Source organism: Duganella sp. GW821-FHT07F09 (genome assembly GCF_059418705.1).
Window position 1 is genome coordinate 1 of record NZ_JBWKQJ010000010.1, and the last position, 24525, is coordinate 24525.

At 63.4% G+C, this 24525-nt stretch carries 19 protein-coding genes; 8 read left to right on the plus strand and 11 right to left on the minus strand.

Annotated elements, in window-relative coordinates:
* Positions 1–172 precede the first annotated feature (172 nt).
* The 8 genes from AC07P1_RS24190 to kduI all read right to left on the minus strand — a co-directional run bounded on the left by AC07P1_RS24190 (position 173) and on the right by kduI (position 9513).
* Positions 173–1012 (minus strand): hypothetical protein, encoded by an 840-nt coding sequence (locus AC07P1_RS24190; RefSeq protein ID WP_494698240.1) that lies wholly within the window; start codon positions 1010–1012, stop codon positions 173–175.
* A 15-nt stretch (positions 1013–1027) separates the two neighbouring features.
* Positions 1028–2218 (minus strand): glycoside hydrolase family 88 protein, encoded by a 1191-nt coding sequence (locus tag AC07P1_RS24195; protein ID WP_494698241.1) that lies wholly within the window; start codon positions 2216–2218, stop codon positions 1028–1030.
* A gap of 16 nt (positions 2219–2234) precedes the next feature.
* Positions 2235–3506 carry an oligosaccharide MFS transporter gene (locus tag AC07P1_RS24200; RefSeq protein ID WP_494698242.1) on the minus strand — a complete coding sequence of 424 codons (1272 nt, stop codon included), beginning with the start codon at positions 3504–3506 and terminating at the stop codon, positions 2235–2237.
* A 12-nt stretch (positions 3507–3518) separates the two neighbouring features.
* On the minus strand, positions 3519–5396 hold the full coding sequence (locus AC07P1_RS24205; RefSeq protein ID WP_494698243.1) for a glycoside hydrolase family 97 protein: 1878 nt from the start codon (positions 5394–5396) through the stop codon (positions 3519–3521).
* A gap of 199 nt (positions 5397–5595) precedes the next feature.
* Positions 5596–6810 carry an AGE family epimerase/isomerase gene (locus tag AC07P1_RS24210; RefSeq protein ID WP_494698244.1) on the minus strand — a complete coding sequence of 405 codons (1215 nt, stop codon included), beginning with the start codon at positions 6808–6810 and terminating at the stop codon, positions 5596–5598.
* A gap of 13 nt (positions 6811–6823) precedes the next feature.
* Positions 6824–7903: a hypothetical protein gene (locus AC07P1_RS24215; protein WP_494698245.1), complete on the minus strand. Its 1080-nt coding sequence runs from the start codon at positions 7901–7903 to the stop codon at positions 6824–6826.
* Positions 7900–8655 carry a 2-dehydro-3-deoxy-D-gluconate 5-dehydrogenase KduD gene (gene kduD / locus AC07P1_RS24220; RefSeq protein ID WP_494698246.1) on the minus strand — a complete coding sequence of 252 codons (756 nt, stop codon included), beginning with the start codon at positions 8653–8655 and terminating at the stop codon, positions 7900–7902. The genes AC07P1_RS24215 and kduD overlap by 4 nt, the downstream gene beginning before the upstream one ends.
* Before the next feature lie 9 nt (positions 8656–8664).
* Positions 8665–9513, minus strand: coding sequence for a 5-dehydro-4-deoxy-D-glucuronate isomerase (kduI, locus tag AC07P1_RS24225; RefSeq protein WP_494698247.1), 849 nt, complete (start codon positions 9511–9513; stop codon positions 8665–8667).
* A gap of 155 nt (positions 9514–9668) precedes the next feature.
* On the opposite strand from kduI, the gene AC07P1_RS24230 reads away from it, so the two are divergent.
* Positions 9669–11321, plus strand: a complete 1653-nt coding sequence (locus tag AC07P1_RS24230) for a glycoside hydrolase family 43 protein (protein WP_494698248.1) — start codon at positions 9669–9671, stop codon at positions 11319–11321.
* 188 nt (positions 11322–11509) lie between these two features.
* Positions 11510–12946 (plus strand): glycoside hydrolase family protein, encoded by a 1437-nt coding sequence (locus AC07P1_RS24235; protein ID WP_494698249.1) that lies wholly within the window; start codon positions 11510–11512, stop codon positions 12944–12946.
* 52 nt (positions 12947–12998) lie between these two features.
* Here the strand turns inward: AC07P1_RS24235 and AC07P1_RS24240 are convergent, their stop codons facing one another.
* Together AC07P1_RS24240 and AC07P1_RS24245 are read right to left on the minus strand one after the other, a co-directional pair.
* On the minus strand, positions 12999–14930 hold the full coding sequence (locus AC07P1_RS24240; RefSeq protein ID WP_494698250.1) for a hypothetical protein: 1932 nt from the start codon (positions 14928–14930) through the stop codon (positions 12999–13001).
* A gap of 52 nt (positions 14931–14982) precedes the next feature.
* On the minus strand, positions 14983–15798 hold the full coding sequence (locus AC07P1_RS24245) for an NAD-dependent epimerase/dehydratase family protein (RefSeq protein WP_363510179.1): 816 nt from the start codon (positions 15796–15798) through the stop codon (positions 14983–14985).
* 176 nt (positions 15799–15974) lie between these two features.
* On the opposite strand from AC07P1_RS24245, the gene AC07P1_RS24250 reads away from it, so the two are divergent.
* The 3 genes from AC07P1_RS24250 (at position 15975) to AC07P1_RS24260 (ending at position 21001) form a co-directional block, all read left to right on the plus strand.
* Positions 15975–16979: a LacI family DNA-binding transcriptional regulator gene (locus tag AC07P1_RS24250; protein WP_494698251.1), complete on the plus strand. Its 1005-nt coding sequence runs from the start codon at positions 15975–15977 to the stop codon at positions 16977–16979.
* A gap of 237 nt (positions 16980–17216) precedes the next feature.
* Positions 17217–18437 carry a glycoside hydrolase family 88 protein gene (locus AC07P1_RS24255; RefSeq protein ID WP_494698252.1) on the plus strand — a complete coding sequence of 407 codons (1221 nt, stop codon included), beginning with the start codon at positions 17217–17219 and terminating at the stop codon, positions 18435–18437.
* A 44-nt stretch (positions 18438–18481) separates the two neighbouring features.
* The gene (locus AC07P1_RS24260) at positions 18482–21001 is read left to right on the plus strand and encodes a TonB-dependent receptor (protein WP_494698253.1); all 2520 of its coding nucleotides are present in this window, start codon (positions 18482–18484) and stop codon (positions 20999–21001) included.
* A 165-nt stretch (positions 21002–21166) separates the two neighbouring features.
* On the opposite strand, the gene AC07P1_RS24265 is transcribed toward AC07P1_RS24260, so the two are convergent.
* The gene (locus AC07P1_RS24265) at positions 21167–21427 is read right to left on the minus strand and encodes an accessory factor UbiK family protein (protein ID WP_315220310.1); all 261 of its coding nucleotides are present in this window, start codon (positions 21425–21427) and stop codon (positions 21167–21169) included.
* A 288-nt stretch (positions 21428–21715) separates the two neighbouring features.
* On the opposite strand from AC07P1_RS24265, the gene AC07P1_RS24270 reads away from it, so the two are divergent.
* Genes AC07P1_RS24270 through AC07P1_RS24280 form a run of 3 tightly spaced genes read left to right on the plus strand, consistent with a single transcriptional unit; the run spans position 21716 to position 24389 of the window.
* Complete coding sequence (locus tag AC07P1_RS24270) at positions 21716–22489, plus strand: TorF family putative porin (protein ID WP_494698254.1); 774 nt, start codon at positions 21716–21718, stop codon at positions 22487–22489.
* Between the two features lie 11 nt (positions 22490–22500).
* Complete coding sequence (locus AC07P1_RS24275; RefSeq protein ID WP_090317127.1) at positions 22501–22839, plus strand: P-II family nitrogen regulator; 339 nt, start codon at positions 22501–22503, stop codon at positions 22837–22839.
* Between the two features lie 11 nt (positions 22840–22850).
* Positions 22851–24389: an ammonium transporter gene (locus AC07P1_RS24280; RefSeq protein WP_494698255.1), complete on the plus strand. Its 1539-nt coding sequence runs from the start codon at positions 22851–22853 to the stop codon at positions 24387–24389.
* The last annotated feature ends 136 nt before the right edge of the window (positions 24390–24525 follow it).

Here is a 24525-nt window from a genome sequence, read left to right on the forward strand (position 1 = left end):
ATCAGCGTCACTCCGCCTGGCCGCATCTACATCTTCATTATCCAATGGAGATGCGGTACGCTCAATATACGAGGTCCGACATTCGGACATTGGGGAACTTTTGCCTTCAAAATGGGTTCCAATTTTTCGCCAAATGTCCGAATGTCGGACCTGACCCCCGGGGGGGCGTAATTCAGAATTTTGCCGACGTCCCAGGCCCCACTATCAAAATTCCCTGCAGCGACGAGATGTTTTCCGCATCGGACCAGCTGCCGAGCAGGCGGCCGGCGCCGTCAAACTCAAGCAACTGCCGTCCTTTGCCGCCGTTGTCGGGCCCGTGGCCCTGCCAGTTGGCGACGATCAAACGTCCGTCATTCAACTGCTGGAACGTGGCGTAGAAAAACGGCGCCACTTCCGGTGGCACGTCGCCTTCGCCACCGAAGGTGCCAAGCAATTCGCCCTGCGCGTCGAAGCGCGCCATGAAGCCGCCATAGCCGGCCGAGACCAACGTCGTGCCGTCCGCGCATTGCTCCGCCTTCCACGCATGAAAGAAACCCGGCGCCCGCAACTCGCGCACGGCATTGAGTCCGCTATCGGTCTCCAGGATGTGATCGTTCATGCACAGCAGGTAGCCGCCCCCGGTCGTACGCCGCATCAACCGGACGTAGTCGCCGTCGCGGCGGGCCGTGTGCGTCAGATTCAAATCGCGGTCCAGCGTCAGGACGTTGATGCCGCCGGTGCCATCCAGGTTATAGCCAGTCACCAGGGTCGAGCCATCGTCCAGCCGGCACGCGGAAGTAACATCGCTCCACCGGTCGCAGGACGACAATACCTCGCCGGTGCCGATCCGCAGCTCGAAGAAACCACGTTCGAAGCCGATCAACACGCGGTCGTCGTCAAGGCGCTGCATGTCGCGCGCCAGCGGGAAGTCGGTCAGCTCGCGCGACCATAGCGCCCCCGGACGCGTGGTGTCGATCAGCGAGATGCGCTGGCGGCCTTCGTCGATGGCGAGCAGTTTGTGTGTCAGTGTCATGCGGTCGTTTCCTCGTTACCAGTAGGGTTCCCACGTGCGGCTCAGCCGCACCAGGGATTCGAAATAGAAGTAATCGCCCCAGATGCAGCTCTCGTCGATGCCGATGCGGTGCGGCTTGTGATAGACGGCATGCCGCAGCAGCCCGCCGCCGGCCACGCCGTCCGTGTCGGCGTAGTGCTCGGACAGCTGCCGCACGGCGCGCAACGCGGCGGCCTCGTAGTCGGCGCGCAATGGGTCGAGCAGCGGCAGGTTCTTGGCCAGCTCCAGCAGGCCGCAGGCGGCGATGGCGGCGGCCGAGCTGTCGCGCTCTTCCTCGCCCGAGGTGAAGATCAAGTCCCAGTAGCAGATGCCGTCTTCCGGTAAACGGTTCAGATAGTAGTTGGCCAGCACCTTGGACAGGTCCAGCAAGCGCGTGTCGCCGTTGTGGCGGAACACCAGCGGGAAGCCGGAGATGCCCCATGCCTGGCCACGCGCCCAGCAAGAGTCGTCGGCGTAGCCCTGGTGCGTCTTGCCATGGCGCGGCAGGCCGGTCGCCGTGTCGAAGAAGAAGGTGTGGAAGGTCGAGCCGTCCGGCCGCACGATGTGGCGCGCCGCCGCTTCGATATGCCGGTCGGCGGCCTGTCGGAAGCGCAGGTCGCCGCTGTGCTCGCTGGCCCAGTACAGCAGCGGCAGGTTGAGGTTGCAGTCGATGATCATGCGGCCGCTTTGCTGGGGATCGTTCAGGTCGCCCCAGGCCTGGATGATGCCGGCACTTGGCTGGTAGCGTTCCAGCAGCAGGTGCGCCGCGCCCATGGCCGCTTCCGCCGCGATGGCGCTGCCGGTGAGCTTGTACGCCGCCACGCACGACAGGCTGTACAGGAATCCCAGGTCGTGGTGGTTGACGTTGATCTTTTCCGCTTGCCGCCGGTGGAAGCTGAGCACGTGGCGCTCGGCGGCGTCGCGGTAGCGCCGGGCGCCGGTCGCTTCGTAGGCCAGCCACAGCATGCCGGTCCAGAAGCCGTTGGTCCATTCGATATTGCCGATGGCCGGGTAGACGCCCGCCGTGCTCGACGGCGCCGGGAAGTCGTCGCCGAAATGGGCCAGGTTGCGGTCGATCGACGCCAGCGCCTGGTCGAGCGCGCGCGTCAGCATCTGCCGGCTTTGCTGGTCGGGCGGGGTGGCGCCTTTCAACGGTTCGATGACGGCGGCGTTCAGGGATGCGGACATAGGGTTTCCTTGATGATCACAGAGTTTTTTGCAGCGCTTCGGAGGCCGCGTCGCCGTCGGCGTGGGGCTTGCTGGCGCCGCGGCGCGGTGTTTCAGCCGGCGTCGGTTCCAGCGCGAAGGCGGACAGCACCAGGAAGACCAGTCCCAGCCCCGCCAGCACCAGATAGGTCGAAGGGAAGCCGATCAGGTCGTAGCTCTTGCCGACCATGGGCGACAGGATCGCCAGCCCCAGCGAATGGCCGAAGCTGACGCCGACCATGTACAGGGTGGAGGCCAGCCGCGTGTCGAAGTGGTGGGCGATGTAGCGGAACACGGACACCACCAGTATCGGCAACTCGACCGAGTGCAGCATCTTGAGCACCGAGATCGACACCGGCCCGACGGCGAAGCTGGAGCCGCCGATGCGCAGCATCATGATGGCGCCGGCCAGCATCAGTCCGTTCTTGGCGCCGATGCGCTTGACCAGTATCGGCGACAGGAACAGGCCGCCCGCCTCGATAAAGATTTGCGCGGAGTTCAGGTAGCCGAACATGGCCGCGCCCATTTGCGGCGTCGGGAACAGCGAGGCGAAGTAGCTGGGGAATTGCTGGTCGAACACCAGGTACAGATTCGTCACGCCAAGGATGAAGACCATGAAGCGCCAGAACTTGGGATCGCGCAGCAGGCCGAGCGCGTCGGCCAGCTTGACTTTGTTCGCTTCGGTGACCGTACCGGTGTCGGTCTCCGTGCGCCACACCAGCAGCATGACGATCATCAGCAGGCCGGCGCCGGAGGCGATGAAAAAGTTGATGCCGGGATTGATGTTGAACAGGTGGCCGGTCATCATCGCCGCGCTGGCGAAGCCCAGCGAGCCGCACAGGCGCACGCGGCTGTACTCGAAGCCGTAGCGGCGGCCGATGCGGTCGACATACGATTCGATCGCGTAGCTGCCGGCGATGAAGGTCACGCCCAGGTACAGGCCGCCGATGGCGGCGCCCAGCAGCAGGTTGGCCTTGAGCAGCGGCGCGTAGACGAACATGAAAAACAGCCCGCACATGGTGCACAGCGCGCTGACGGTCCACAGGATGTGCTTGCGCATGCCGACCTTGTCGGAGATGAAGCCGTAGATCGGCTGCGAGCACATCGCGGCGATGAAGTTGGCGGCGAACACCACGCCGGCCTCGGTGCCGGACAACTTCAGCGTGTTGCGCAGCCACAGGGTCAGCAGCGAGATGCTCATTGCCTGCGCGAAGAAGTACACGAAGACGAAGACGCTCAGGAACCGGAAATGCGATTGGGTTTGGGTCATGACGGGTTCCTGTTATGGCTGGACCGGTGTGATCCAGATGGCGACACCGCCGGAAGCGGACAGCTTGGCCTCGATGACGCTGGAGGCGTCCACCGCCCGCCGCTCGATGCCGACGCGGGTGGCGGTCGGCGCGGAGGCGTCGTCGGCATACACGGTGGCCTGGTATTTCTTGCCCTTTTCCAGGAAGTTCAGCGGAATGTTGACGTTGCGCGCGTCGTTGTTGGTGATGGCGCCGATGAACCAGTCGGCGCCGCTGCGGCGCGCGACCGTGACGGATTCCCCCGGCTTGCCCGAGATAACCTTGCTCTGGTCCCAGCTCACCGGAATCCTGTCCCAGAACTCCAGCTCGGGCTCGTTGTTTTCCTTTTCCGGCCGGTCGTACCAGTACAAGGTCTGCAAGGGGCTGTAGTAAATCGCCGCCAGCGCCAGTTGATGCGCATGCGTGGTCTTGATGCGCGGATCGAAGTAGCAGATCGTGTAGTCGGCCGCGCCGGCCAGGTAGCGGGTGAACGGCAGCACCGTGTTATGCGTCGCGTCGGGCATTTCCTCGTTGCCGCGCACGCCTTCGGACGTCAGCAGGTTGGGCCAGGTGCGCTGCTCGCCGGTGGGGCGCCAGTCGTCGTGGATGTTGACCATGATCTGGGCGTCCGCCGCCTGCTGGATCGCCTTGTTGACCCAGGTGGACCAGCGGTGCGATCCGACCTGGACGAATCCGAACTTCACGCCTTTGACGCCCCAGTCCTTGTAGGTCTTGAACAGGGTGTCGGACTGCGTCAGCAGCGCTTGCTGGTTGACGTAGAGCCAGATGCCGACGCCCCGGTCCTTGCCGTATTTGATGATCGCCGGCAGGTCGAAGTCCGGTATCGCCACCTTGGTCGCGTCGGAATCGAAGGAGAAGGCGGGGCCGTACCATTTCCAGTCGAACAGCACGTATTGCAGCTTGTGCTTGACGGCGAAATCGATGTTGGCCTTGGCGGCGGCGGTGGTCTGCGTCATCACGCGCATGATTTTGCCGGGCTTGATCCAGTCCGGCTTGGCGATCTTCGACGGCGGGTTGAGGTTGAGGATGAAATGATTGTTGTCGACCAGCGCGCCGGCCGATTCGGCGACCATGATGCCGCGCCAAGGCGTGGCGAACGGCGAGATCAGGTCGGCCGGGTCGTGCATCGCGGTGACGATGGTGTTGAGCTTGGTCTTGCTCAGTTTGAACTTGGTGCGCGAGTAGTCGACCATTTGCGCTTCGAGCAGGGCGACGTGGATGCCGCCGAGCAGTTCCAGCGTCAGCGGGCGTTCGGCTTCGTCGGGCCAGTTGGCCAGTTCGAGTTTTTTGTACGGCGCTTGCGCCCAGCCGGCGAACCAGGCTTTGGTTTCCACCGGCAGGGTGAATTCGGTGTTCTCCTGCGTGACGCGGTAATAGCTGCCTTTGGGGTTTTCCGGGAACACGAAGCGGAAGGCGGCGCCCTCGTTGTAGGCGCGCACTTCCAGCTTCATCGTGTAGTCGGGATTGTCGTCCTTGACCATGTTCACGGTCAGCTGGTTGTAGTTGTCCGGAATCTCGGCTTGTTCGCCGTGCAGGGGTTTCCAGGTGGCGTTGTGGCTGGTGGTGCTGTTGCCGGTGATGGCCAGGTTGTCGAACCATTTTTTGTGGCGGTCGATTTTGAGCGCCATCGAGCTTTCGGACAGGTGGTTGTCCAGTTGCAGGTCCAGCAGCGAATCGAGGATGACGGGTTTGTGTTTGTAGTTGACGCGGTAGTACAGCTGCCGCTCGCCGGTGGCCGCCGTGGTTTGATAGAAGATGTATTGCAGGTTCTTATCGGGCGACTGGACGGTGGCCAGATGCTGCTGCTCCGCCGCGTGGCTCTGCGCGCCAACCGCAAGCAGCAGAACCATGATCAGCCGGGGAGACACGTAGGGCGGATTAGCGCAGCGTAATCCGCCAATGCATGCGCCGCCGACGGCTCGTAGATGGCGGATTACGGCGTTCCGCCTAATCCGCCCTACGTGTATCCGTGGTAACGCGTGGCTTATGTTGGCCAGTATATTCATTCTTGTCTCGTTTATAGTTGTCTTATGGATCGATTGTAGACTGTCAGGGCTCGCTTGCGATCAGATTGAGCACTTCGTAACACGCGCCCATCGTGTGGTAATCCACCTTGCCGGCCGGGCTCTTCTGATTACTGAGCTTGGCGTTCGACGGACCCAGCACCCGATACCACGCGCCATGCTCGTGATCGACGAAGTGCTCCCAGCTATACGCCCAGATCCTGTCGTACCAATCCCAGTACCTCGGATCGCCGGTCCGGTCGGCCAGCATGGCCGCCGCGGCGAAACTCTCGGCCTGCACCCAAAAGTACTTGTCGCCATCGCAAATCTCGTCCGCCGGGCCGAAGCCGTAGAAAATCCCGCCATGCTCGCCATCCCAGGCCTTGCCCAGCGCGATGTCGAACAGCTGCGCGGCGCGCGGCGCCATCCACTCGGTCGCGCCATCGAGCGCCACCGGATGCCGCTCCAGCTGCAGCAGCAGCTTGGCCCATTCCGTCAGATGCCCCGGCTGGTAGCCCCACGGGCGGAAGATGTTGCTCTTGTCGTGGCGGTTGTAGTGCCAGTCCACCGACCAGTCGGCCTGATAGTGTTCCCAAATCATGCCGCCGGCCAGCCCGGCCTGGCGCATCGTGATGTTGCGCGCCAGGGTGACGGCGCGCTGCAGGTAGTGCGTCTCGCCCGACGCCTCGAAGGCGGCGATCAACGCCTCGCAGGCGTGCATGTTGGCGTTCTGCCCGCGATACGGGTCGAGCACGCGCCAGTCGGCACTGGCCTGGTCGGCGTACAGCCCGTGTTCGGGTTGCCAGAAACGCTTTTCCATCAGGTCGAAGGTCTCCTTCATGTAGATGCGCGCCTCCGTGATGCCGGCCGCCAGCGCCTGCGAGTACGCCAGCAGCACGAAGGCCAGGCCGTAACAATGGTTGTCGCCGTCGGTGACCTGCTTCTTGCCGTCGCGCCACGACAGCTGCCACGCGTAGCCGCCGGTGCGCGCGTTGCGGTGCACGTTGCGCAGGAAGGCGACGCCGTGGTGCAGCGCTTCCAGATAGGCCGGGTCGCGGAATTGGCGGTAGGCCTTGGCGTAGTTGAAGACGAAACGCGTGCTGCTGACCAAGTGCCGCGTGTGGTGGTCGTAGACGGTGCCGTCGTCCAGGAAGAAGTGGAAGAATCCACCGCTCGGGTCGATGCAGCGCGGGTGGTAGAACCGCATGGTGTGCGCGATGTGCGACAGCAGCATGTCGCGCGAGCGAAAGTCGGGATGCATGGTCCGGTTCTCCTTAGCGGGTGGGGGGCGTGGCGTTCGGCCAGGCGGCGATGCGGTAGCGCGTGTGCCACGGTTCTTCTGGCCGCAGCGCGACACCGAGCCTGTCTTCCAGCGGATGGCCGGCCGGCGCGCGGGCGACGCGGCCCAGGTCGAACAGGCTGTTGACCGGCTCGGCGCCGATCGCCAGATGGCGGCTCATCCACGGGTAATTGATGCGGCCGCCATTGCTGATCCACAGCATCAGGTCCGGCAGTTGCGCGGTGTCCCACCACATGCCGACGCAGGCGTCGTAATCGAGGTAATGCAACGCGAACGGCGGCGCGTCGCCGGTGCCCGCCAGGGTGCTCACCTGCATCAGTTCCTCGGTCGGCATCGTCAGCGGCAATTGCGCCAGATCGAGCGCGCCGTCGACGCCGGCCATCGCCGACAGCGAACCGGAGCGCACGTCGGGCACCAGGCGCGACACGGCGCCGGGCGCGGCGGTAGGATAGCTGTGGATGCCGGCGTGCTCGCCGAGCACCACCTTCACCCGTCCAGGCGTGGGCGGAATGCGGAAGGTCGGATGCAGGCCGACCGGCATGCGCGTCGGGCGGCGCGACCAGATGCCCAGGCTGATGTCGAGCGCGGCGGCGTGCGGATCGACCGCGATCACCCGTTCGACGCGGGCGATGGCGCTGCCGGCCGGGTAGTCGATCGCCAGGTGCACGCGGTGCGGCGTGGCCTCGATGCAGTGCCAGTGGTGGTTGGCGGCGTAGCCGTGCATCCAGCCGTCGCCGCTGGCCTTGTCATTGTCGATGGTGCGCAGCCAGTCGGCCGGCAAGTCGCCGGGATCGTCGGTGCGGCCGAAAGGCACGCACGGCCATTCGCCGCGCATGCGCCTCAGCAGGCCGGGCAGGGCGGCGGCGCCGATGGTGCTGGCCCATGGCGCCACGTGCATGATGTCGAGCTCGCGCTCGTCGTCGAGCCGCAGGCTTACCGGGCCGAGCATGCCGCCCAGCGCCTGCACCTCGGCGCTGCCGAAGTCCCACGCCAGTTGCCATGCGCGGCGCGTTTCTTTTCCAGCCCGGTCACTCATGCGGTTCGTCTCGTTCATCGCGCCAGCCATCCGCCGTCCACCGGCAGGGTGATGCCGTGCACGTAGTCGCTGGCGCGGCCGGCGAGGAACACCGCCGCGCCGGCCAGGTCGTCGGGCTTGCCCCAGCGTCCTGCGGGTATGCGCGCCAGTATCGCCTCGGAGCGCTGGGCGTCCTCGCGCAGCGCGGCGGTGTTGTTGGTTTCGAAGTAGCCTGGCGCCAGCGCGTTGACGTTGATGCCTTTGGTCGCCCATTCGTTGGCCAGCGCGCGCGTCAGCCCGGCCAGCGCGCTCTTGCTGGCGGCGTAGGCCGGCACGCGGATGCCGCCCTGGAACGACAGCAGCGAGGCGACATTGATGATCTTGCCGCCGTGGCGCGTCGCCATGTGCCCGGCCACCGCCTGCGACAGGAAGAAGACGGAGCGCAGATTGGTGTTCATGACCGCGTCCCAGTTCTCCTCGGTGACGTCGAGACTGTCGGCGCGGTGGATGGTGCCGGCGTTGTTGACCAGGATGTCCAGCTGGCCGTTGACGGCGATCGCCTCCTCCACCACGCGCCGCACCGGCTCGGTGGAGCCGAAATCGGCCCGCACGAACAGAAAGCGGCGGCCCAGCGCCCGGACTTGCGCGGCGGTGTCGTCGGCGGGGCTGCGGCCGGCGGCGACGATGTCGGCGCCGGCCCCGGCCAGCGCGATCGCGATCGCCTGGCCGAGTCCGGTGTTGGCGCCGGTGACGAGCGCCGTGCGGCCGGTCAAGTTAAACAGTTCGAACATCGATGCTCCTTATTTCAGCTGACAGATATCGAGCACGTTCATGTCGGTGTAGTCGAGGTTTTCGCCGCCCATGGCCCAGATGAAGGCGTAGTTGGCCGTGCCCGAACCCATGTGGATCGACCACGGCGGCGAGACCACCGCTTCTTCGTTGGCGACGATGATGTGGCGCGCCGAATCCGGCTCCCCCATGAAGTGGAAGATGCGCTGCTGCTCGTCGAGGTTGAAGTAGAAATAGACCTCGGAGCGGCGGTCGTGCAGGTGCGGCGGCATCGTGTTCCAGACGCTGCCGGTCTTCAGTATCGTCAGGCCGAGCAGCAGTTGCCCCGACTTGCACACGCCGGGAATCACGTACTGGTAAATGGTGCGGGCGTTCGATGTCTCGGCGCTGCCGCGCTCCAGCGGAACGGCCTGGGCGTGCGTGATCTTGGTCAGTTCGTGGCGGGCATGGGCCGGCGTCGAGGCCAGGTAGAAGCGCGCCGGATTGGCACCATCGACCGATTCGAAGCTGACGTCGTTGCTGCCCATCGGGATATACAGGCCGTCGAGCGGCGCCATGTCGAACACCTGACCGTCGACGGTGATGCGGCCGGCGCCGCCGGCGACGTTGATCACGCCCAGCTCGCGGCGCGACAGGAAGGGCTGGCCGAGCGCGGAGACCGGCTCCGTGTGCGTCGGCAGCTTGATCGCCTCGGCGACGGGCGCGGCGCCGCCGATCACGAAACGCTCGTGATGGCAGTAATTGAGCTTGATCCGGTCGCTGACGAACAGGTTGCTGATTAAATAGCGCTCGCGTAACTGTTCATTGCTAACTTGCGTCATCATGTCCGGATGAGTGGCATGAAATATTTTTTCGTACATCTTAGTCTCCTGAAAATGAATTCTACTGATATCTGTTATCGATAACAAGTATAATGGCATACTCGTTTGAAAAGCAACGCACAGGAAGCCGGGCATCGTGGTTTTTTGCGATCCGGTTAAATCAACTTGAAGAGTGATTCGTTAGGAGTGGTCCATTGAAAAGCGCTGTCGCCCTGTTTTTGAGCCTGTGCGCCGCCTCGGCCGCCGCGCAGCCGCCGTCCGGCCAGCCGTGGGTCGCCGACCTGGGCAACGGCCAATATCAAAACCCCATCCTGTACGCCGACTATTCCGATCCGGACGCCATCCGCGTCGGGCAGATGTTCTATATGACGTCGTCGAGCTTCAGCAACGCGCCCGGGCTGCCGCTGCTGCAATCGTCCGACATGGTCAACTGGGAGCTGGTGGGTCACGCGCTGCCGAAGCTGGTGCCGGAGGATGTGTTCGCCAAGCCGCAGCCGGGCAAGGGCGTCTGGGCGCCGGCGCTGCGCCACCACGCCGGCAAATTCTGGATTTTCTATCCAGACCCGGATTTCGGCGTCTATGTGATGACGGCGCAAAACTTCGCCGGTCCGTGGAGCGCGCCGCATCTGCTGCTGGCGGGAAAAGGCATCATCGATCCGGCGCCGCTGTGGGATGACGACGGCAAAGCCTGGCTGGTGCACGGCTGGGCCAAGAGCCGCTCCGGCATAAACAATATTTTGACCTTGCGCAGCATGGACGCGGACGCCCGAAAACTGCTCGACGAGCGCGGCAGGGACATCATCGATGGCGGAAAACTGCCGGGCTATCACACGGTCGAAGGTCCGAAGCTGCACAAGAAGGACGGCTACTACTACATCTTCGCGCCGGCCGGCGGCGTCGAGCACGGCTGGCAATCCGTGTTCAGGTCCCGCAATATCGAGGGGCCGTACGAGGGCAAGATCGTCATGGCGCAGGGCACCTCCACGATCAACGGACCGCACCAGGGGGCGTGGGTGGATGGGGTGGACGGGCGCGACTGGTTTTATCATTTCCAGGACAAGGGGGCGTATGGGCGCGTGGTTCATTTGCAGCCGATGCAATGGCGCGATGGCTGGCCGGTGATCGGCGTGGACAAGGACAACACCGGCGTCGGCGAGCCGGTGCCGACCCACGCCAAGCCGGCCGGCAAGGATCGCGGCATCCTGGTGCCGCCGACGGGCGACGAGTTCGGCGTTGGGTCGCTAGGTCTTCAGTGGCAATGGAATGCCAATCCGGCGCCGAACGCTCTCGGCGGTTGGTATTCGCTGAAGACGCGGCCGGGCTTCCTGCGGCTGCCGGCCTTGGCGGCACCGGAGGAGGGCAGCGCGCGCGAGGTGCCGTCGGTGCTGACGCAGAAGTTTCCCGCGCCTGTCTTCACGGTCGATACGAAGATCGAGGCGCGCGGGGCCGATCTTCAGCGGGCCGGATTGCTGGTGCTGGGGATTCGGTATGCGTGGCTGGGCTTGCGCCAGAGCGATGGGGTGACGCGGCTGGTGTTGTCCACCTGCGAGGAGCCGGCGCTGACGTGCAAGGAGCGCGTCGAACCGTTGCGCACCGTGGGCCGCGAGCCCGTGTATCTGCGCGCGGAGGTTGGCGACGGCGCGATGGTGACGTTTTTGTACAGCTTGGACGGCAAGGAGTTTACGCCGGCGGGCAAGCCGTTCCAGGCGACTGTGGGACGCTGGGTGGGCGCACAAGTTGGTTTGATCAGCACGCGCTGGCCGGCGGCGGGCAAGAAGCCATCGTACATGGACGTCGATTATTTCCGCGTCACGGGAATCACACGTGTTCCACGTAGGGCGGATTAGGCGGAACGCCGTAATCCGCCAATGCATGAGCCGTCGAAACGCATACATTGGCGGATTACGCTGCGCTAATCCGCCCTACGTGTTTCCGTGGTTTTTTCGTAGTTGAAGGGCGTGGTTGATTCGGTAGTGTGATAGCATCAGCGGTTATAGAGTTATCGATAACATGAAAATAAAATCAGGAGACTAGCGTGTTTAAAAAGATACTAACGGCGGCCGCCTTGTTGTGGTGTGCGTCGTCCTCGGCGCAGGTGCAGGTATTCCCCTTCCCCGAGCAGATCAGGTACTCGCACCACAGCGACGACTTCACGGTACGCGTGCGCACCCCTGGCGGCGTCTGGCAAGACTTGTACGAATACAAAGTCAAGGTCGACCTCGATACACAAAGCACCGCCTCGATGGTCTACTTCAACTTCGACGGCCCGGTGGAAGTCGCGGTACAAAAGAACAACGGCCGCTTCTCCAGCGTAGCGATCCGTCCCGACGCCAAAGGCATTAAACCGGTCATCAAAGGCCAGACCGCCTTCTTCACGCTGAACCGTCCCGCCAATCTCAGCATCGAATTCGACGACGACCGCCTGCACAACCTGCACCTGTTCACGCACGCTATCCGCAAGGACATGCCCAAGCCGCCAGCGCGCAAACCCAACGAGGCGATCGGCAAGGGCGAGACGCCGGACTTCACCCAGCCGGTGGTGTACTTCGGCCCCGGCGTGCACGATGGCGACTTCAACCTGCGTTCCAACACCACGGTGTACATCGACGGCTCGGCCATGCTGAAGCGCCCGCTGATCATCAACGGCGTGCAAAACGTGAAGGTCATCAGCGACGGCCTGTTCGACAGCGTCGATATGCTGACGATCAAGGATTCAAAGAACGTGGTGATCGACGGTCCGATCTTCTTCAACCAGATACATGGGACGATGCGTTGCATCACCTCGCAGGATATCGAGGAGCGCAACATCCGCACCATCGGCGGCGGCAAGTGGTCGGACGGGTTGGGGCACTTCGCCTGCGAGCGCGTGACGGTGGCCGACAGCTTCATCCGCACCTCCGACGACTGCATCACCTTGTATAACCACCGTTGGGATATATGGGGCAACACGCGCGACATTGTCGTCAAGGACTCGACCCTGTGGGCCGACATCGCCCACGCAGTCATGATCGGCATCCACGGCAACACGCCGTCGCCGGCGCATCCGGAGCCGGAGGTGCTGGAGCGCATCCGCTTCAGCAACATCGACATCCTCGATCACGACGAGGACGACCCCGAGTACGAGGGCGCGATCGGCATCATGGCGGCCGACGACAACCTGGTGCGGGATGTGCTGTTCGAAGATATCCGGGTGGAGCGCATCGAGGAGGGCAAGCTGTTCAACCTGCACATCGCCTTCACGCCCAAATACAATACCAGCCCGGGACGGGGCATCGAGAATATCACGTTGCGCAACATCCATTTTTCAGGCAACGGCTCGCCCAGCGCGTCGGCGATCTACGGCTACGACGAGACGCGCAAGGTCAAGAACATCATGATCGACAACGTGACGGTCGGCGGCCGCAAGATCAAGGGCGCCGAGGCGAACGTGCTCGACATCGGCAAGTTCGTCGAAGGCGTCACGTTCAGATAGGGCAATGCGGTCTGGCAGGCATTGCTGTGACCCGTGTCGGCGCATCCTCCGGCTAACGGTACTTCAAGGTCCACCGGATCGTCAGCGGCCTGGCGAAGGTGAAGTTGGTTGTCGCGCAGCTCACGTGCGAACGCATCGCCCCGGCCGGCGAGCGGAACGGTTCGGCGCCGTTGGTCGGCGCGACCGTGCAGGCGTCCAGCCCTTCGACCTCGAATGAGGTGGCGTCGCCTTGCGCAAAGCTGACCTTTTTGCCTAGCACCGTGGCGCCGTCGGAGAACGAGGCGAACTCCAGGCTGGCGCGCGTAACCTCGATCGGGGCCGTCGGCGTGTAAGTGTCGGTGCGCACGATGACGCCAGGCGCCATCGTGTACGTGGTTTCGAGCCGGATGCGGCCGTCGGGCGTCGGCGCTTTGCCGCCGAGCCTGGCCAGTTCGTCCTGCCGATAGCTGACGCTGGCCTGGTCGCCTTCGCTGGTGGCGCGGATATCCTTGATGTAGCTGGTGCCAATCAGCTCAGTGCCGTCGGCCAGCCTGAACTTGGGTAGCAGTTGCGGATGCTCGGCGCCACTGTCCGGCGTGCCGGCGACGATGCCGGTGGCGAACGGCAACGGGTAGTAGGGGCTGTTGTCGTACTGGCCGCCGCCGCCGTTGACCATCAGCAGACTGAAGATGTGGCGCCGGTCGCGGTAAATGGCGAGCGCGCGGTCGTACTGGCCCTGCGCGAAGCGCACCAGGCTGAAGCTGGGCCGGGTCCGGTCCAGCCATGCCTGCAAATCGGCGCTGGGTTCGGCGCCCTCCATCCCGGCCTTGTTCCAGAACGCGGTGGTGAAGATCAACTGGTGTGCCAGCGAAAAGTTCTCGCCGAGGATGCGGTGCTTGGCGCGGTAGGCGTCCGTGCGCCGGCCCTGGCCCCACATGTCGACCGAGCGCATCGCCGGGTTGTACCAGAAGTCCACGTACCTGGCGACGATGCGGTTCGAGTAGGCGTAGGCGTACTTTTTTTCCTCGGGCGTGAGCACGCCGAGGTAGGCCGACACCGACAGGATCTCCAGCGCCGCCGTCTCGCCATAGGGACCCAGGCTGCGGCCGAAGGTGAAGCCGTCGCCCGATGTGTTGGCGATGTTTAGGGCCACGTCGGCCGCCTTGCGCAGCAGCGCCTTGAGTTCCGGCGTCACCGTCAGGCCGGTCTCGATGAAGCGTTCGCAAATTTCGGCGATCAGCAGGATGCTGTAGCGGTCGAAACGGCCTTCGCCGGCGGTCTCGTCGGAAAAGCCGAACTTGCCCGAGTAGGTGTTGTAATGTTCGAGCATCTTGTCGAGGAGGATCTTGCCGGCGCTGTCATCCTCCCAGCCTAGCAGCATGCGCAGGCGGGCCACGCTAAAGGCCACGCCGTAGTAATTGGTGGGCAGGCGTATCAGCTGGAAGTCGGGCTGGGTCACGAAGTGGCGCCAGTCGAGCTTGGCGCGCAGCGCCGCCAGCGTGGCCGGAGAGACCGCCCGTTCCAGCAAGCCGGCCTGCTTGAGTTGGTACAGGGCGGTCAGGTAGTAGTGGATGCCCCAGGTCTGGTTGTCCATGCCGATCGTCATGTCGGCGATGGCGCGGAACTGGCGCAGGCGCTCGGGCAGGCGGGGGTCGTCCGTGCGCATGTTCAGCAACACATGGGCCAGGCCGACGGCGATTTTGCCCTGCAAGAATTTGTCGTTGCTTTTCAGCGCCGCGACGCCGTCGAGGGTGAAGTGGTCCTTCTCGGCCACCATTTTGTCGAACAGATACTCCAGTTGCGGGTACAACCGTCGCTGGATGATCTGGTTCATCGGGACGGCCGCCAGCGGCGGCTGGTAGCTCGACGATGGTGGCGGTGGCGGTGGCGGCTTGTCGGCGGCGTCGGCGTTCACCGAAAGCGCGCCGGCCAGCGCGGCGGCGAGCAGGCGGGCGTTGATCGATTTTGGCGTCGGCTCCGGTGTTGGTTTTATCGCGCTGCGCATACGTCTGCCTCCGGTCGTGTTCTCTGATGGTTGATATCGGTGTCTGGCGCCGTCAGTACAACGGACCTGCCGTCACAAACGGGCCACCCTGGAAGATGGTGGCCGGATCGTCGCCGGGGCGCTGGGCCGTATCCGGAAAAAGGTGCTTGAACCGGCGCGAACTGTCCTTCGGCCGGAAGCCGAGGTGGCTGGCCTTGCGGTTGTCCCACCAACTGGTATCGTTGCTGGATGTGCCGAAGACGATGGTGTGCCCGACGCGCGGGGTGAACAGCGCGCAGCGCAGTAGTTCCACCAGGTCATCGTAGCTGAGATAGGTGGTCATCATGCGGGCGTTCTTCGGTTGCGCGAACGACGAACCGATGCGCAGGCAAACGGTTTCGATCCCAAGGCGGTCGTAGTAGTAACGCGACAGCGATTCGCCGAAGCACTTGCTCAGGCCGTAGAAGCCGTCCGGGCGCGGTGGCATGTCGGCGTCGACGATTTCGGTGTTGCGGTAGAAGCCGGTGACGTGGTTTGAGCTGGCGTAGACCACCCGCTTGACGCCGGCCTTGTGCACCGCCTCGTACAGGTTGTACAGGCCGAGGATGTTCGCTTGCATGATGGGCTCGAACCGGTCCTCGACCGAAATGCCGCCGAAATGCAGCACCGCGTCGACCCCCTCGGCCAGTGCCAGGACCGCCGGCTTGTCGGCCAGATCGCAACGGACGATCTCCTCGCCCTCGGCCGCCTCGCCCAAGTCGGCGCGGTCGCTCAGGCGCACGATGCGTGCCCATGGCTTGATCCTGTCCCGTAAAACCTGGCCTAGCCCACCGGCGGCGCCGGTCAGCAACAGTCGATCAAAGGGTTTTTCGGTGGCGCTGTCGTTCATGATGTCGTCCAAGGAGTGGGGGCGGTTGGAGGAGGTGCTTGTAAAACGTTTAACCGGAGTATATATTAATCGTTTTGGACGTCAACAGCTTCTTGAAAAGGAAAATGGCCGGGCCGGGGCGGCGATAAACTGTGCGATCATCTGCGCTTTCCGGACAGCCGTTCCCGCCACACATAATGAAAATCAAGGTACCCACCATCCGCGATGTCGCCAACGCCGCCGGCGTGTCGACGACCACCGTCTCGAAGTACGTGAACCAGGCGCAGCGGTTTTCGCCGGCGGTCGAGGCCACCATCAAGGCGGTGATCGAGGAACTCGGCTACCGCTCCAATCCGCTGGCGCAATCGATGATCACCGGGCGCACCAACACCATCGGCCTGTCGGTGCTGGATGTGAGCAACCCTCATTTCACCAGCATCGTCAAGGGCGCTAACCGGGTGGCCGCCGAACATGGCTACACCATGCTGCTGGTCGACATCGACGAGAACCCCGGCCGCGAGCGCATGTTGCTGGAGTCGCTGAGCCGCCGGGTCGATGGCTTGCTGGTGTACTCGCGGCTGGCCGAGGAGGACATGGACTGGATGGCCCGGCTCGACAAGCCGCTGGTATTCTTCGGCCGCCTGTCCCGCATGACGCTGCCCACCGTCACCAGCGACGACCGGCGAGGCGGCTACATGATCGCGCAGCACCTGGTGACGATGGGGCACAAGCGCATCGCCTACCTGGGATTCCCGAAGTCGCACCGCGACCAGGACCGCATGGCCGGTGTGCGCGGCTGCCTGGAAAAACACGGCCTGCCATTGCAGGTGTTCAGCGGCGCCGCCCCCACCGCGCCCGAGGGCGAACGCCGGAGTTCGGCCATCATGTTGGGCGAGCAGCGGCCGGACGCTATCGTCTGCTACAACGATCTGATGGCGCTCGGTTTCATGAAGGCCACCCAAGCGCTCGGCTTCCAGGTGCCGGAGGATATTTCCGTCGCGGGCTTCGACAATATCCAGTTCGGCCGCTACGCGTCGCCAGCGCTGACCACGGTCGACCTGCGCAGCGAGGAGATGGGCGTGGTAGGTATGAACACCTTGCTTTCCACCATAGGCGACGACGCCAACATCGACCTGTCGCTTCTCGAGCCGCAGCTCGTTCTCCGGTCGTCCATCATGCGGCGGACCCCGCACGGCGGCTGAGCCCATTACGGTGGCGTTCTGCCGCAGGGGTAATCGATTTTTCTGCCGGCGCCCAACGGCCATGTTTTCCGTGTATTTGCGCCGCCCCCGGCACTAAAAAACCACAGCTTATCCCTAAAGGCAGGGACTTTTTCAATCACGAAGAAAAACGTTTTACTAAGCAGTTTTTGCGTGTATATTTGCTCTGAAATCGGCGCTTGACCGATTGTCGCGGCCACGCGCCGATACGGAGACTGAATGAAAATCAAACGATGGCTGCTCGGCCTCGGGCTGGGTATTTCAATGGCCGCGAGTCCGCTGCGCGCGGCCGAAACGATGGATGACCTCATCGCGCGCGACATCGCGGTGGCGGCGCGTCAGTACGGCGCCATGCTTGACAAGATCGCCGGCAAGCCCGGCTTCCCGCGCACGGTGGAGAACGGCGAAGTCAAAATGATCCCCACGCGCGACTGGACCAGCGGCTTTTTCCCCGGCGCTTTGTGGTATCTGGCCGAGGCGAGCGGCGACGCCAAATGGCGCGCGGCGGCGGCGCGCTACACGGCCGCCACCGCCTCCGCCAAATTCGACAAATCCCAGCATGACGTCGGCTTCATCCTGAACTGCGGGTATGGCAACGGTCTGCGGCTGGGCGAGGGCGGCGCTGGCGGGATTGGGTACCGGGACGCGCTGCTGGCCGGCGCCACGACGCTGGTGACGAGGTTCAACCCGACGGTCGGCAGCATCCAGTCCTGGAACCTGCGTCCCGATCAGGACTGGAAGTTTCCCGTCATCGTCGACAACATGATGAACCTGGAGCTGTTGATGTGGGCTGCGCGCGCCTCGGGCGACAACTACTACCGCGACGTCGCGGTCGCCCATGCGGATACCACGTTGCGCGAGCATTTCCGGCCCGACGGCTCGAGCTACCACCTGGTCGACTACGATCCGGCCAACGGCAAAGTCCGTGCGCGCGTCACGCAGCAGGGCAACGCCGACGGCTCGGCCTGGGCGCGCGGGCAGGCGTGGGGGCTGTACGGCTACACGATGATGTACCGCGAGACCCGCAAGCCCGAGTATCTGGCCCAGGCCAACAAAATCGCCTCGTTCATGATGAACCATCCGCGCCTGCCGACCGACAAGGTGCCGTACTGGGACTTCGACGATCCGGCGATTCCGCACGCGCCGCGCGACTCGTCGGCGGCCGCCATCATGGCGTCGGCCTTGCTGGAACTCTCCGGTTTCGTCCAGCCGCCGCTGGCGCAACGCTATCTCGCGCTGGCCGAACAGCAGCTACGCAGCCTGTCGTCGCCGGCCTACCTGGCGGCGCCGGGCGAGAACGGCGGTTTCCTGCTCAAGCATGCCACAGGCCACAAGCCCGCCGGCAAGGAAATCGACGTCCCGCTCAACTATGGCGACTACTACTTTCTTGAAGCGCTGCTGCGCTTCAAGGGGCTTGCCCGGCCGACGAAATCGCCTTAACGGGCCGCAGGTTTTGGTGTTTGATTATAAGAGGGGAGACAATCGTGGCATTGAATAACTATAGCGAAAATCAACACGGCCGCATCCGCATGAAACCACTGGCGGCGCTGGTCGGCGCGGCGGTGCTGGGCGTGGCGAACGGCGCCATCGCCCAGGAGGGGCCGAACGACGGCACCCGGCTCGAGACCGTGGTCGTCACCGCCAACAAGCGTGTGGAAAAACTGGAGTCGGTGCCGATGGCCATCTCGGTGCTGACCGAGGCGGAGATCGCCCGCACCAACATTCGCGAAATCGAGGACGTGGTGGCGCTGACGCCTTCGCTGACGATGGCCTCGGGCACGACGGCGGCCAACAACGCCATCTTTATGCGCGGCATCGGCACCGTCTCGGTGGGCATCGGCGTCGAATCGGACGTCTCGGTCATCATCGACGACATTCCGATCGCCACGCAATTCCAGGCCTTCCGCGACTTGGCGGACGTGGCCCGCATCGAAGTGTTGAAGGGACCGCAAAGCACGCTGTTCGGCAAATCCGCCGTCGCCGGCGCGATCAACATCGTCACCAAGCCCATCAGTGGACCGATGGTCTATCGTGGCAGCTCCCTGTACACCAACGACGGCGAATGGCGCCTGGGTCTGTCGGCCGGCGGCATGGTCTCGGATACCTTTGGCGTGCGCGTGGCCGCCAACCGCAGCCGCATGCCGGGCAATTTCACCAACCTGACGACCGGCGACGATGTCAACGGTTCGGGCGGCACGACCCTGATGGCCAAGTTCAGTTGGCGTCCGACCAGTTCGCTCGACGTCGACCTGATGCCGAGCTATAACAAGCAGCAGAACACGCGCGGCGTCACCGCCGTCAACGGCTTTTACCGGACAACGGGCACGGCCGGCAACCAGGTGCGCACGCCGGCCGACATATCGACCGCCTACTTGAACGGCAATCCGTTGCTGCCCGCCACGGCCACGATGGCCGGCATCGATCCGACCGACCGCAATAACCGCAACGTGCGGCGCGACTTCCCGACCGGCATCGCGTCCAAGACCAACGGTCTGGGCCTGAAGCTGGCCTACACGCTGCCCAACGACGCCCAATTGATGTCGATCTCCTCGTACAGCAAGTACAAGGCCAACGACTCGCGCGACCAGGACTTCGTCGACGTGCCGACCCTGGCCCGCCCAGGCGTCCCTGGCCTTACTATAGGCAACAACCAGTTCGGCACCTACGACATCCGTTCCAAAACGCAGGAACTGCGCCTGGTGTCGCCCGACAGTGGAACGGTGCGCTACGTGGCCGGCTTGTGGTGGGCGCGCAACGAGATCGACCGCCATTTCATCCGGGGCTTCTGCGTGGCGCCGAGCAACTGCGCGGCCAACTCACCGTCAAGCCCGACCAATTACTATACCGATATCTACAACGTCAACAAGGCCGCGTTCGGCCAGGCGACATGGGAATTCGTGCCGACCTGGACGCTGGTCGCGGGCGCGCGGCGCAACATGGAGGAATCGGGCTTCCACTACAGCCGAAGCTTCTACACGGACCAGCTGGACCGCTCGACCTTCGTTCCCGGCCCGGTTGGCGTGGACCAGTTCGCCAGCACCGGCAACAAGGATTACGCGACCACGGGCAAGCTCAGTATCCAGAAGCAGATCACGCCCGACCTCATGGCCTATGTGATGACGGCCACCGGCCACAAGGGCCGCGCCTACGATGTCACCAGCGGCCTGACGGCGTCGGCCGCGTTCCCGGTCGCTCCGGAAAAGAGCCGCACCATCGAGCTCGGAGCGAAGGCCAACCTGTTCGACAATCGCATGTCGGTCGCGGCCACCGTGTTCAGGACCCGGTTCCGCGGCTACCAGCAGAATGTGTCGTTCGTGCTGCCTGACGACCCGACCATCTACACGCAGCTCAATTCGATTCCGCTGATCCAGACCCGTGGCGTTGAACTCGACACCCATATGCTGGTACGTCCAGGCTTTACCGTGAACGCCTCGCTGGCCTACACCCGTCCGACCATCGAGGACTGGAAGAACGGCCCCTGCTACAACGATGCGACCAACGTCGCCGTCACCCCGGGCGGACCGGGAGCGAACGGATCTATCCCCGGCCGTAACAGCGCCTGCTTCCCGATCAAGCCCGGCTCGACCACCGGCATCCAGGATCTGAGCGGCGGTGTGTTCCCGGGTACTTCCAAGCTAAAGGTCAATATCGGCGCCAACGCGGACTTCAAGCTTCCGGGCATGACGTGGGGCGGTTTCGTCGACGGCAATGTGCGATACCAGAGCGAGTACAGCAACAACATCAACAACGATCCGCGCGCGATCAACGCCGGCTACACCATTGCCGATCTCGGTTTTGGCGTACGGGCGCCGAGCGATCGGTACAAACTCAGCTTCCGTATCAATAATTTGTTCGATCGCTTCTACATTCCGAACGCTAACGCCAGCGGGCCGACCTACCGCGCCGGGCCGACGGCCACGTCGCCCTTGATCACGGTCGACAGCTGGGTGCCGCCGCGCGATGTGTTCCGCTACTTCAGCGTCAAGCTTGACGTGAAGTTCTGAACCGCCGGAACGCGGCGCCGCGCGCGATGGGGGCGGGGCGCCTGGGAAACGCCGACGGGATGGCGAGCCAGTCCTACTGCGCAGGCTTCGTAACCCGGCATTGTCATGGGCCGCCTCGCCCCGTCATCGGGGCTAATGACTTACTTGGCGGCATCGGTGGTCATCTTAAATGATGATATCGCTCTTAGGCGCCGCCGCCTTCGCTTCCAGTTCCGCCAGACGCGTCTCCAGCGTTTCCAACTTCGCGCGGGTTTTCGCTAAGACTTGCGTTTGAACATCAAATTCCTCGCGCGTCACCAGGTCCAGTTTGGAGAATCCCTGCGTCATCATGGACTTGACGTTCTTCTCAATGTCCTTTGCTGGTGAGTTTTGGACGGCTTGGCTGATCTTGTTTTGCAAGTCGTTAAAAAAAGTGTTCATATCCATAATATTCCTTGATCTGGTGGGGTTATGTATGCACCATAAAAGTGCATTCATGCTTCATTGTGGTGCAAAACCAAAGACTCTTGCGTTCGACACTTTCGAATTATCACTTTCGTCGGAGTACGTACGTTGTCGCGGATGCTACAGCGGCTATCCAGCGAGCAACATTAGCTGGCACGCATTCTGCTAAAGAAGTAAATGAATGCCGCTCACTGCTTTGCCTCATAAGGATTTTACCCGTAACCGTATTCTCTATCTGTGACTAAGTTCGATAACTACAAGGACAAAATTATGAAAAGCACGAACCTGACTCTGATCGCAGCATTGACCTTCGCATTCGCCACCATGGGCGCCTCCGTGGCGCAGGCCCAGGACGCGCAACCCGCGCCTGCGGCCCCGGCCGCTGCCGAACCGGCACCGGACAACCAGATCAGCTACAACGTTGCTGTGACCAGCGACTACCGCTATCGCGGCATCTCGCAAACACGTTTGAATCCAGCGCTGCAAGGCGGCGTGGATTACGTCAACAATCCAACCGGCTTGTATGTCGGCACCTGGGCCTCGACCATCAAGTGGGTCACGGACGGCGGCGGCGACGCCGATGTGGAAATCGATGTCTACGCCGGCAAGCGCGGCGAGATCGCCAAGGACGTCACCTATGACGTCGGCGGCCTGTATTACATCTACCCGTCGAACGGCCTGACCCCGAGCGCCAACACCTTCGAGTTGTACGCGCAAGTGGGCACGGGCCCATTCTCGATCAAGTATTCGCACTCGACGACCAATCTGTTCGGCTTTGCCGACAGTAAGAACAGCGGCTATGTCGATGCCCAGTTTAACCAGGACGTGTACGACGGCTACATCCTGAACCTGCACGCCGGCCATCAGAAGGTCAAGAACAACAGCGCGTCCAGCTACAGCGATTACAAAGTAGGTTTCACCAAAGATTTCGGCGTGGCGACGGTGGCATTGGCGGCGGTCTTTACCAATACGGACACCTACGTCGGACGCGGTAAAAACCTCGGCAAAACCGGGGCTGTGCTTACTATTTCCAAAACCTTCTAAGCGAGGCCAGCATGAAAATGATTACCGCCATTATCAAGCCGTTCAAGCTCGACGAGGTCCGCGAGGCCCTCTCGGCGATCAACGTGCAAGGCATCACCGTGACCGAAGTGAAAGGCTTCGGCCGCCAGAAAGGCCACACCGAGCTGTATCGCGGCGCCGAGTATGTGGTCGATTTCCTGCCGAAGACCAAGATCGAGGCGGCGGTGGACGACGCGATCGTCGAACAGGCGATCGAAGCGATCGAAGGCGCTGCCCGCACCGGCAAAATCGGTGACGGCAAGATCTTTGTATACAACCTGGAACAGGTGATCCGTATTCGTACCGGTGAAACCGGCCACGAAGCTCTTTAAGGGGAAGATTGATGAAGAAAACTATAACAACATTGCTCGCTGGGGTATCCATCCTGTTTGCACTCGCCGCGCCGGTCCATGCCCAGGAGGCCAAACCGGCTGACGCGCCGGCCGCCGCCGCCACCGCGCCCGCCGCCGCCGCGCCCGAGGCGCCTGCCGCTCCGGCCGCCGCGCCCGCCGCAGCCGCGCCCGCCGCCGCCGAGGCCGCACCGGCGCCGGCCCCCGCGCCACAGAAGGGCGACACCGCCTGGATGATGGTCGCCACCCTGCTGGTGATCCTGATGACGATTCCCGGCCTGGCGCTGTTCTACGGCGGCCTGGTCCGTTCCAAAAACATGCTGTCGATCCTGATGCAGGTGTTCATGGTCTTCGCCCTGATCGTGGTGCTGTGGTGCGTGTACGGCTATTCGCTGGCATTTACCGAAGGCAACGCCTTCTACGGCAAATTCGACCGTGCCTTCCTGAACGGCATCTTCGATCCGGCCAAGGGCGCGTTCTCGTACGCCGCCACCTTCAGCAAGGGCGTGGTCATTCCTGAATTTATCTACGTCGCCTTCCAGGCCACGTTCGCCGCCATCACTTGCGGCCTGATCGTCGGCGCCTTCGCCGAACGCGCCAAGTTCACCGCCGTGCTCGCCTTCGTCGTGCTGTGGTTCACCTTCGCCTACCTGCCGATCGCCCACATGGTCTGGTTCTGGACCGGTCCGGACGCGATCAAGGACGCGGCCACCGCCGCCACCGAAGCGGCCAAAGCGGGCTTCCTGTTCCAAAAAGGCGCGCTGGACTTCGCCGGCGGCACCGTGGTGCACATCAACGCCGCTGTTGCCGGCCTGGTCGGCGCCTACATGATCGGCAAACGCGTCGGCTACGGCCGCGAATCGATGGCCCCGCACTCGGTCACCATGACCATGATCGGCGCATCGCTGCTGTGGGTCGGCTGGTTCGGTTTCAACGCCGGTTCGGCGCTGGAAGCCGCTGATATCGCCGCGCTGGCCTTCGTCAACACCTTGCTGGCAACCGCCGCCGCCACCGTGGCCTGGGTGTTCGCCGAATGGATCTTCAAAGGCAAGCCATCGATGCTGGGTGGCGCCTCGGGTGCGGTGGCCGGTCTGGTCGCCATCACCCCGGCCTGCGGTTTCGTCGGTCCGATGGGCGCGCTGGTCATCGGCCTGGCCGCCGGCGTCATCTGCCTGTGGGGTGTGAACGGTCTGAAACGCCTGCTGGGCGCCGACGACTCGCTGGACGTGTTCGGCGTCCACGGCGTCGGCGGCATCCTCGGCGCGCTGCTGACCGGCGTGTTCGCTTCGCCGTCGCTGGGCGGCCAGGGCATCTGGGACTACGTTGCCAACAAGGCATCGGCTGACTACTCGATCATGGGCCAGGTCACCACCCAGGCGACCGCCGTCGGCGTCACCATCCTGTGGTCGGCTGTCGTCTCGTTCATCGCCTACAAGCTGGTCGACGTGGTCATCGGCCTGCGCGTTCCTGAAGAGGAAGAGCGCGAAGGCCTGGACATCACCACCCACGGCGAGTCCGCTTACCACGCTTAATCGTTGTTGTTGTAATAACCCGCTTCGGCGGGTGCCTACAAAAGCGCCTCGAATGAGGCGCTTTTTTCATTTCTGCGGCATTTCCACCTTTAAAATAGGGTTTTCGCCCTGATTTGGGCTATCTGCAAGGTAATAT

Excerpts from the sequence above, each read along its gene's own strand:
- AC07P1_RS24190 (WP_494698240.1), bottom strand. The coding sequence starts at position 1,012 with ATGACACTGACACACAAACTGCTCGCCATCGACGAAGGCCGCCAGCGC.
- AC07P1_RS24195 (WP_494698241.1), bottom strand. The coding sequence starts at position 2,218 with ATGTCCGCATCCCTGAACGCCGCCGTCATCGAACCGTTGAAAGGCGCC.
- AC07P1_RS24200 (WP_494698242.1), bottom strand. The coding sequence starts at position 3,506 with ATGACCCAAACCCAATCGCATTTCCGGTTCCTGAGCGTCTTCGTCTTC.
- AC07P1_RS24205 (WP_494698243.1), bottom strand. The coding sequence starts at position 5,396 with ATGGTTCTGCTGCTTGCGGTTGGCGCGCAGAGCCACGCGGCGGAGCAG.
- AC07P1_RS24210 (WP_494698244.1), bottom strand. The coding sequence starts at position 6,810 with ATGCATCCCGACTTTCGCTCGCGCGACATGCTGCTGTCGCACATCGCG.
- AC07P1_RS24215 (WP_494698245.1), bottom strand. The coding sequence starts at position 7,903 with ATGAACGAGACGAACCGCATGAGTGACCGGGCTGGAAAAGAAACGCGC.
- kduD (WP_494698246.1), bottom strand. The coding sequence starts at position 8,655 with ATGTTCGAACTGTTTAACTTGACCGGCCGCACGGCGCTCGTCACCGGC.
- kduI (WP_494698247.1), bottom strand. The coding sequence starts at position 9,513 with ATGTACGAAAAAATATTTCATGCCACTCATCCGGACATGATGACGCAA.
- AC07P1_RS24240 (WP_494698250.1), bottom strand. The coding sequence starts at position 14,930 with ATGCGCAGCGCGATAAAACCAACACCGGAGCCGACGCCAAAATCGATC.
- AC07P1_RS24245 (WP_363510179.1), bottom strand. The coding sequence starts at position 15,798 with ATGAACGACAGCGCCACCGAAAAACCCTTTGATCGACTGTTGCTGACC.
- AC07P1_RS24250 (WP_494698251.1), top strand. The coding sequence starts at position 15,975 with ATGAAAATCAAGGTACCCACCATCCGCGATGTCGCCAACGCCGCCGGC.
- AC07P1_RS24255 (WP_494698252.1), top strand. The coding sequence starts at position 17,217 with ATGAAAATCAAACGATGGCTGCTCGGCCTCGGGCTGGGTATTTCAATG.
- AC07P1_RS24265 (WP_315220310.1), bottom strand. The coding sequence starts at position 21,427 with ATGGATATGAACACTTTTTTTAACGACTTGCAAAACAAGATCAGCCAA.
- AC07P1_RS24270 (WP_494698254.1), top strand. The coding sequence starts at position 21,716 with ATGAAAAGCACGAACCTGACTCTGATCGCAGCATTGACCTTCGCATTC.
- AC07P1_RS24275 (WP_090317127.1), top strand. The coding sequence starts at position 22,501 with ATGAAAATGATTACCGCCATTATCAAGCCGTTCAAGCTCGACGAGGTC.
- AC07P1_RS24280 (WP_494698255.1), top strand. The coding sequence starts at position 22,851 with ATGAAGAAAACTATAACAACATTGCTCGCTGGGGTATCCATCCTGTTT.